The sequence below is a fragment of the Pseudoalteromonas sp. S3776 genome (assembly GCF_005886915.1).
GTDB lineage: Bacteria > Pseudomonadota > Gammaproteobacteria > Enterobacterales > Alteromonadaceae > Pseudoalteromonas.
The window spans coordinates 20,340-29,900 of the sequence record NZ_PNCU01000035.1 but is presented as its reverse complement, the minus strand read 5'-3'; the positions used below and the strand labels follow the sequence as shown (position 1 = coordinate 29,900).

Below are 9,561 nucleotides of genomic sequence, written 5' to 3'. Positions count from 1 at the left end.
AACAGGTTCTGCCTAGGGGCCATTTACTCTTTGTTGCCTACATGGATGTAGGTAAGGGGCGTGAGCAGGACGCGGAAGCTTTACTCGGTTTTTACTTAGCCCACTAGGTTACAAACCTCGCGCCGCGATTTAATCGCCCCTAGATTGAACAAATTTCAATCCGCAAAGGTCAACACGCCCTAGCATTATTTTTACACTTTTATTTTAAAGCATAGCAAGTAATAAAATACCCTATTAAATAACGTGCTTTTAGAGCTTACTTAGTTACATAACCTGTTTTATGTTGTGTAATTGTACCTGAAAAGCGAAAACCATCTACCTAGCCTTTCATAAGTCTCACTCATTTAAACAATTACGCTTGTTCCAATCAAACGTTGAAGCCTCGCTGAACAAAAATATGACCTAAAAAAGCCAAACAAATAGCTTAATCAGACTATTTAATCAGTAAATTTGCATATTTATGGTTAGTAAATTTATTACACCTTTACGGTTTTACTAATGCGCTGTGATTAATATGTTAATTTTTCTAAAAAGGGGATATTTATAGGGTGATTACATTTGATTACAATCTGAATAACTTTGATTTCAGGTGTGTTTTTATTGGTTTGGGAGTTGTTTAAGTTATTGGTTGAAATCTGTTTTTTTTAATTAACACTGAAACAATCAATAACCTTTGTACCTTTTATGGTTATTCTTTTTTGCTGTTGTATATACATTCGCCTGTCGTTAAGTTTTTGTTCAGTTAACTGAGCCTAAGTTGCCCCCCTGACTCACAATTCTTATAAAAAGTGAGCATTACCAATCAAGGTAAATTTCCAACAAGTAGGGTTTATTCATGAAAAAATCAACTCTTGGTTTAGCTGTAATCGCAGCAATCCCAATGTTCTCAAGTATGCAAGTAGTAGCGGCCGAAGATGGCGCAAACGCTATTGAAAAAATTCAAGTAACGGGTTCTCGCATTAAGCGCGCAGATATGGAAACCGCTAGCCCAGTTACTTTAATCGGTGCAGATGACATTGCTGCAACCGGCGCAGTTTCGGTTGATTCCGTATTACAAAAAATGACTGCTACGGGTGGTGCAATGACCAACCCGGGTATTAACAATGGTTCTGGTGGTAATGCTTCTATTGATTTACGTGGTTTAGGTTCACAACGTACACTAGTACTTGTAAATGGCCGTCGTATGATCAACTCAGGTACTGGTGCTGCTTCGACTGTTGATTTAAACACTATCCCAGTGTCTATGATTAAGCACATTGAAGTACTTAAAGATGGTGCATCTGCAGTATACGGTACTGATGCGGTTGCAGGTGTTGTAAACATCATCTTAAAAGATGACTTTGAAGGTTTAGACTTAAACGTTAAATCTGCAATCACTACTGAAGGTGATGCTGATGAAACGTCTTTCGATATCACTATGGGTGGTAGCTTTGGCCGTGGTAACGTTGTAATTGGTCTTCAATACACTGACCGTGGTGACGCATCTCAAGCAGACCGTAGCTTCTCTGATTGTCCATTAACTGAAGATGGTGACGGCAGTGCACCTTACTGTTCAGGTTCTTCATACACGCCAAATGGTCACGTATGGTCAGGTGACGAATCACTTCAAGGTCAAGCAGACAACGGTTGGCATGACTTTGGTTCTGATGATGCGTACAACTACTCATCAGACAGCTACCTATACACGCCTATGCGTCGTTTAAACCTTACAGGTATTGGTAGCTTCGATCTTACTGATGACACGCGTTTATACTCAGAGTTTACATACTCTAAACGTTGGTCAGAGCAACAAATGGCACCACAGCCAGTATGGTTTGACTTTGATTACACTGAAGAGATGGGCGATTCACTAACTAGCCACAATATTAACTACGGTGATGAAGTTTCTTACGGTCGTCGTATGACAGACACAGGTACGCGTGATTTCTCACAAGTTGTTGACACTGTGCGTACTGTAGTTGGTGCAGCAGGTTACCTTGACAGTGGTTACGATTGGGATGTGTCTGTAATTTTTGGTCGTAACGATTCAGTTGACCGTTTAAGCAACCTTCACAACATGGGCTCTATCCAAGATGCAATCGAAGCGGGTGACTTTAACCCACTTATGCAATCTTCTTGGTCTGCTGAGAACTTAAGCGATTACGTTTACACTGAGCAAAACTCAGGTGGTAGCCAATTACTAATGTTCACTGCTTCATTAGCGGGTGAAGTGATGGAACTTCCTGCAGGTTACGTAGGGTTTGCAGCGGGCGTTGAGCGCCGTGAAGAAAAAGCATGGTACATTCCAGATTCAATCACGTCACAAGGTCTTGCAAACGACCCACGTGTTGAGCCTACAAGCGGTCGTTTTGACGTAAATGAAGCGTACTTAGAGCTTGCAATTCCTTTAGTTAGCGATGCGTTCTTAGCGCAAAACGTTGAACTAAGCACTGCAATCCGTGCTTTCGATTACAGCACATTCGGTTCTGACGAAACTTGGAAATTGGGTTTAACTTGGCGTGTAAACGACGAAGTAATGCTTCGTGGTGTTCGCTCTACAGCATTCCGTGCGCCTACAGTAGCTGAACTATACTCAGGTAATTCACCGTCTTTCGAACAAGTTAGCTTCCCAGGTGCACAAGACCAGGCAGAAGTAACAGTAGGTGGTAATGACCAATTAACGCCTGAAGAAGCTGATACGCTAACAGCAGGTATTGTGTACGAGCCAGAGTGGTTTGAAGGTTTCTCAATGACGTTAGATTACTACGACATTGAAATTGAAAATGCTATTGCTACCGTTAACAACCAATACATTGTTGATTCATGTCTAGCATCAGATGGTTCATTAGCTAATCAAGGTACTGCGTTATGTAGCTCAGCTGCGCTATCGTTTAACCAAAGCACTGGCCGTATTGCTTTTAATAACCAACTTCAAAACGTAGGTTACGAGCAAACTAAAGGTTACGATTTAAACTTAAACTACACATTTGATGCAGCGGGTCTTGCATGGAATACATCATTAGATGTTACTTACCTAGACGAGTACCTAGTAGACGTTGTTGAATCAAGCATTGATTACGCTGGTTTAATTACTTCTGGCATCGGTGGTTATGCAGATGTTAAAGCTAACTTTGAGCTAACTGTCAAAGGCGATGCTTGGAATGCAAACTACAAAGCGCGCTACATTGCAGGAATGGATAGCTACAGCTGTCAAAGCGATGTTTCATCATGTTATGCGCCTACAACGCCTTCAGTTGTATACCATGACATAAGCGGTGCTTACATCTTTAATGAGACTGTGTCTGTATCTGCAGGTGTAAATAACTTATTTGATAAGCAACCTCCTTACTACACTGGTAATAACGACTCTAACACTGACCCGTACACATACGATGTATTAGGTCGCCGTGTATTTGCTGGTGTAAACGTTAAGTTTTAATTAGCACATTAATCGTATTAAGGCTCAGTGTTTACTGGGCCTTTTTTATTGAACAAAACAAAGGAGACAAGTACACTTAAATACATTATTAGAAGGAGAACTGATTGTTAAAACAAGACGAAAATTTATCTTTTGTCATAGAACCAGAGCTAACCCCTCGCTCTGAGCAACGTATCGACTTGTACTTTTCTATTCCCAACGAAATGGGTATCAACGCGCAAACCCTCAGTGAAGAGTCTTATTTTAATAACCACTTTAAATCGCACTTAGCTTATAACGCTAAAAACATACACTTACCTTTAGTGCGTAGCCGCTTTGTTAGTAAAAACAAAGGTGAGCAGCAAGATTACCGTCAAAACCTTAATTTGTACTGCTATCAGGTTCGTTTAGCGCTCGATGCTGATATTAAAGATGCGTTAAAAATTCAAGAGGTAGAGGCTTTTTACGCCCGCGCACAAGAGCTGTTTGAACAAAGTGAAGGGCTGCTAAAAAAGCTGCGCAGGTATACCCCTGATGATGAAAAGCTAGTCCCGTTTTACACCAATGCGGATAACTATTTAAGTTGGCATGTTGAGCAGTCGTTTTTAAAACTTTTAGATGAAGGCCCACGCAGTAGTGATTTTGCTAAAGAGCGCAACGATTTACTGCAATTTTGTAAAAGCGAAAATACATACCGCTTTGAGCAAAATTACAACTCAGAAACCACGCTACAAGATGGTAACCGCATTACTAATAAAATGCGTCTACTGCAGCGCCTTATAGAGCACGGCGTTATTTTGCATCGCAATACGCGTTATTTAAATAGTTACTTAAAGCGTTTAGTGAAAGGCACAGTAACAGCGGTTATTATGGCATTTGTGATGGTGGTTATACTAAATGCACGTTCAACCTTTACCGAAGTTACCGCCACGCTTATTTTAATATTAGGGGTTATTTACGGACTACGTGAAATATTTAAAGAAGATATTACGCGGGTAATTTGGCGTGCTATTGTGCGGGGGCGCCCCAAATGGCGCTTTGTATTTAAAAACAGCATCACTAAAGACCGGGTGGCAAGCCAGTTTGTTTGGCTTGAATACATGCGTTTTAAAAAAATCCCCAGCGAAGTAAAAACAATATTTTCGAAACGGCGTCAGCAAAACAAATTAGCCGCGCAGTGGCTTCATTTTGCTAGTGAAACACGTGTTTCTGCGAAAGAATTTTTACCTGGCTACGACACGCTACAGCAAAGTATGCGTTTTAATTTGGCACCTTTTGCACGGTATTTAAAACGCGGTGAGGGCAAGCTGTATCATTTAGATGGCAATAAAATATCAAAGCAAGCGGTTGAAAGGCGATACCAGTTAAATTTGGTGATGGTATTAAAAGACGAGGAAAGAACCTTATATCAACGTTACAAAATCACGCTTAATCGCAGTAAAATAGTTAATATTGAACTTATTTACTCTAAAAAATAAAAAGGGATAGCACGGCTATCCCTTAGAGTTATGTAAACTAAGCTAATAAAGCGCAGTGTTACTTTGTAATACCATGCTTTGAATAAATCGTTACTTTGTCTGAAACAAGTGTGATTTCGATGTTTTTAGACTCATCACCCCAAACACAGTTAGTATGCAGTGTTTTTTCTACGCAGTTATCAGCAGAGCCTAAAATCGCTTCTACCTCGGCTCTATCCATGCCAACTTCAATTTTTTCGTAGTTTTCTAGACTTACTTTTGAACAAGCTGCCAAGCTTAGCGCTGCTGCGATGATCAGGAATTTTTTCATTGTTATGTCCTATTGATTTAGTGTTTATACTTACGTATTTGTACAATCATGCCCATACGAGGATGATCAAAGTAATGGATTTCACCACTAATCACACGTTTAAATTGTGAAAAGCGGGCTGATTCAATATCCCCATTAGGTAGTTTTTCGTTTACGTCAAACTCTGCCGTTATGTACAGGTAGTGGCGTAAATGTATTTTAAATAAACCATCTAACTCCCAATAGCTTAGGGGTTGATCAGAGGTATCAAACAGCTGTGGTTTACTTTGAACAAGGCTAATAAAGTCGGGGTTTGCATAATTTGGCGTGGTGTTAACATCGCGCTTTATATGCTCCCCAGAAATTAAGTGTACGCTTGGCGCTCGCGATTTACTTACCCCTTCAAAGCGCCAGCCGGTATGTAGTAGCGGGTCTAAACCTTTGCGGTCAAGCTCTCGGCGCTGAGCGTTAAATTGTAATTGCTCGGGTGCCAGTAGGTAAGGCTCATCCATTGTGTCTTGCGGCGGTGCCAATGGCGTAACGGGCAACTCGTCGTAACTTTGCATAAAGTCGATACTGTTATCACATACACCCGATTGCGGGTTGGCATTAACTAAAGAGTCGGTAAAGGTGCGTTTTTGAAAGCGACTATCGCCATCTATACATGCCTGCATTGCTTGCTCTGTGTATAAAGGGGTCAGTAACTCTAAGGTATTTTTCGCCTTAATGGGCTCGTGCTTTAAGCTAAAGTCTTCTTGTAAATAGGGGGCAGGGCGCTGTTTAAATATCAGCACTTCTACTTCAAACCAACGTTCTGCAATTGCGGTGCTGCTAAATAAGCAACATAACACGATAAGCGATTTTTTTAGCAACATTAATGGCTAACCTTTTTTTCGAAATCTGCAATCATTGCAGTGACCATTTTTAAGCGTTCACGAGGGTTTACCTCATTAATTGCAAAGCGCAATTTATTTGCGCCATCCATTTTGTACACATGGGGTGCACTTTGTATCAAGCCTATGATGAAGCTAGGATTAACCTTGGTATTTTGGCTAAATTCAAAGTAACCCCCTTTAGGGTTTGCCTCTATTTTTGTAATGCCTAAATCGCTTGCACGCATTTTTAGTTGCTGCATACTAAATAGGTTTTTAGTGGCATCAGGTAATAAGCCAAAACGGTCTATTAGCTCTACTTGTAATTCGTCCATATCGGCAAGGTTAGCACAACTTGCTATGCGCTTGTACATACCTAAACGCGCATTAACATCGTGTATGTAATCATCAGGTAATAAGGCAGGGAGTTTTAAATCAACTTCAGTTTGCTGCTGAAGCAGGTTTTCAAGCGTTGGCTCTTTGCCATTTTTAAGGGCATTAACTGCCTGCTCTAGCATTTCCATATACAAACTAAAGCCAATGGTTTGCATTTGCCCTGATTGATCGTCGCCTAATAGTTCACCCGCACCACGTATTTCTAAATCATGTGTAGCAAGGGCAAAACCTGCGCCTAAATCTTCCAACGACTCAATTGCTTGTAAGCGTTTGGTGGCATCTTTAGAAAGTGCTTTAGCATCGCCGGTTAAAAGGTATGCGTACGCTTGATGGTGGCTACGTCCTACACGCCCACGTAATTGGTGTAACTGAGCAAGGCCAAGCTTATCGGCTCTGTCCATAATAATGGTATTTGCAGTAGGTACATCAATACCGGTTTCAATAATGGTGGTACATACCAGTACGTTGTACTTTTGATGGTAAAAGTCCGTCATTATTTGCTCAAGCTCTTGCTCGCGCATTTGCCCGTGCGCAGAGGTAACACTTGCCTCTGGCACCCATTCGCTAATCTCTTGCGATACGCGCTCAATGGTTTCTACATTGTTATGTAAAAAGTAAACTTGGCCGCCGCGTTTTATTTCACGCAGTATGGCTTCGCGTATTAAGTCGCTGTCGCGTTGGCGTACAAAGGTTTTAACCGCTAAACGCTTAGCAGGCGGGGTGGCAATAATCGATAAATCGCGCATACCGCTCATTGCCATGTTTAACGTACGCGGAATAGGCGTGGCGGTAAGCGTTAATATATCTACATCAGCACGTAGTGACTTTATTTTCTCTTTTTGTCGCACACCAAAACGGTGTTCTTCATCAACAATCAGTAAACCTAAATCACTAAATTTAATATCTTGTTGTATGAGTTTATGAGTACCAATGACGATATCGAGCTTACCATCAGCCATTTTTTCTAGGGTATCTTTTTGCTCTTTAGTTGAGTTAAAGCGCGAAAGCACACCCACCTCGATAGGAAAATCGGCAAAGCGGTCTTTAAAGTTTTCATAGTGTTGCTGAGCAAGTAGGGTTGTAGGTACTAACACGGCTACTTGTTTATTATCGTTAACCGCTACAAATGCGGCGCGCATAGCTACTTCTGTTTTACCAAAGCCCACATCACCACATACTAAACGGTCCATAGCGAGCTTAGATTGCATATCGCCAAGCACGGCTTCGATTGCGTTACGTTGATCGTCCGTTTCTTCAAACGGGAAGCTGTCGCTAAACTGGCGGTAGCTTTGGCCATCAAGTGCAAATTTATTACCAGGCTTTGCTTGGCGCTGTGCGTAAATATCTAATAGCTCTGCGGCTACGTCACGTACTTTTTCAGCGGCGCGTTTTTTAGCTTTTTCCCACGCATCTGAGCCCAGTTTATGCAGTGGGGCGCTTGCTTCTTCACCGCCAGAATAACGGCTTAGCATATGCAATGCCGATACCGGCACATACAGCTTTGCTTCACCAGCATAGGTGATGGTAACAAACTCAGTGATGACACCAGCGGCGTCAATTGTTTGCAGGCCTTGATAGCGGCCAACACCCTGATCGAGGTGAACAATTGGCTGGCCTTCTTTAAGCTCGGCTAAGTTACGTATGAGCGCATCTTGGCTTGCTTCGTATTTATGTTTACGGCGCCTGCGCTGCGATACTTTAATACCAAGCAGTTCTTGCTCAGTAATTATCGACAGACTCGGCTTACTGCCTAGTACTACACTTTGCTCAAGCGGGCTTACAATTAGCCCTACATCGCTTTGGCTTTGGGTAAACTGAGTTAAATTTTCAAACTCTTTAAATTTTAAGCCACTTGGTTTGAGCACACTTAATAATGACTCGCGTCGGCCATCAGATTCAACACTGAGTAATATGCGGCTTTTTTTCTTTTTTTGCGCTGCAACATATTCTATAAATGCGCCATAGGGTTCGTGTTGTTTGTGATCGATTCTTACCGCTGGCAGCTCGCTTACATTTAAGTTTTTGTTGCCCGCTTTAGTAGGCAACTTAGCTTGTGATAAGCGTATTCGCGCAAACTCACCTAAATTAGAAAACAACTCATTAATAGGCTGATACAACTCGCTGGGCGCAAGCAGTGGACGTAGGGGATCGACTTTACGGTTTTCATAGCGTACGTTTACATCGTGCCAAAAGGTCTCTGCGGCGTGTTCTAAATCACCTAATTGCATAACCGTAGTGGTGTTTGGCAAGTAATCAAAAATGGTTGCAAGCTTTTCAAAAAACAACGGCATGTAGTATTCAATGCCGGCAGGCCACGTACCTTTGCTTACTTGCATATAAACAGAGTCTTGCTCTGAGCTGGCACCAAATTTATCGCGATAATTTATTCTAAAACGCTCAACGTCTGACTCGTTGGTTGGAAATTCATGCGCGGGAAGTAACTCAATTTTATCTACCTTTTCATCTGAGCGCTGAGTTTCCACATCAAACAAACGAATTGAGTCTATTTCATCATCAAAAAAGTCGAGTCTAAAAGGATGGACACTGCCCATCGGGTACAAATCAACAATGGAGCCACGTATTGCGTATTCACCGTGTTCCATTACCTGCTGTACATTTAAATACCCTGCTTGTTCTAAATTACTGCGCAGGTGATGGGTGTCGAGCTTATCGCCTATTTTAAAATTAAGGGTAGAGCCATAAATAAACGACGCGGGCGCAGTGCGTAACATTAAGGTAGACACAGGCACTATCAGTACACTTTGCTGCTCGTTCTTTAATGTGTTTAACGTGGCTAAGCGTGCTGAAATAATATCTTGGTGCGGAGAAAAGTGGTCATAGGGTAAGGTTTCCCAATCAGGGAATACCATTACTGGGTTGTCTGGCAATAGGTATTCGAGCTCGGTTTCAAGTCGCAATGCGCTTGGCGTATCTGGTGTAACTATAAGCACTAAATCGTTTTGCTGTTTTACACCTTCTGCAATGGCTATACTTAATGCACTACCAGTTAGCTGCCCCCATTGAATTTTATCTTTTTGAGATTTTACCCACGGCAAGGCTGCCCATTGCTCAAACGCCATTTAGTGCTCCATTTTTTAGTTGGCGCTTGCTCACAAACGCCATGCAGTT

At 41.8% G+C, this 9,561-nt stretch carries 5 protein-coding genes; 2 read left to right on the top strand and 3 right to left on the bottom strand.

The genetic code is table 11. From position 1 onward, the window contains the following. Positions 1–835 precede the first annotated feature (835 nt). Positions 836–3,418, top strand: coding sequence for a TonB-dependent receptor (locus CWC16_RS14105; RefSeq protein ID WP_138541975.1), 2,583 nt, complete (start codon positions 836–838; stop codon positions 3,416–3,418). Positions 3,419–3,522: 104 nt separating this feature from the next. Beyond that, positions 3,523–4,875: a hypothetical protein gene (locus tag CWC16_RS14100; RefSeq protein WP_055018365.1), complete on the top strand. Its 1,353-nt coding sequence runs from the start codon at positions 3,523–3,525 to the stop codon at positions 4,873–4,875. A 58-nt stretch (positions 4,876–4,933) separates the two neighbouring features. Here the strand turns inward: CWC16_RS14100 and CWC16_RS14095 are convergent, their stop codons facing one another. From CWC16_RS14095 to mfd, 3 genes are read right to left on the bottom strand one after another with little or no spacing between them, the layout of a single operon-like run. Then, on the bottom strand, positions 4,934–5,185 hold the full coding sequence (locus CWC16_RS14095; RefSeq protein WP_138541974.1) for an outer membrane protein assembly factor BamE: 252 nt from the start codon (positions 5,183–5,185) through the stop codon (positions 4,934–4,936). 17 nt (positions 5,186–5,202) lie between these two features. Continuing rightward, on the bottom strand, positions 5,203–6,039 hold the full coding sequence (locus CWC16_RS14090; protein ID WP_138541973.1) for a peptidoglycan binding protein CsiV: 837 nt from the start codon (positions 6,037–6,039) through the stop codon (positions 5,203–5,205). Beyond that, positions 6,039–9,512, bottom strand: coding sequence for a transcription-repair coupling factor (mfd, locus tag CWC16_RS14085; RefSeq protein WP_138541972.1), 3,474 nt, complete (start codon positions 9,510–9,512; stop codon positions 6,039–6,041). The genes CWC16_RS14090 and mfd overlap by 1 nt, the downstream gene beginning before the upstream one ends. Between the last annotated feature and the right edge of the window lie 49 nt (positions 9,513–9,561).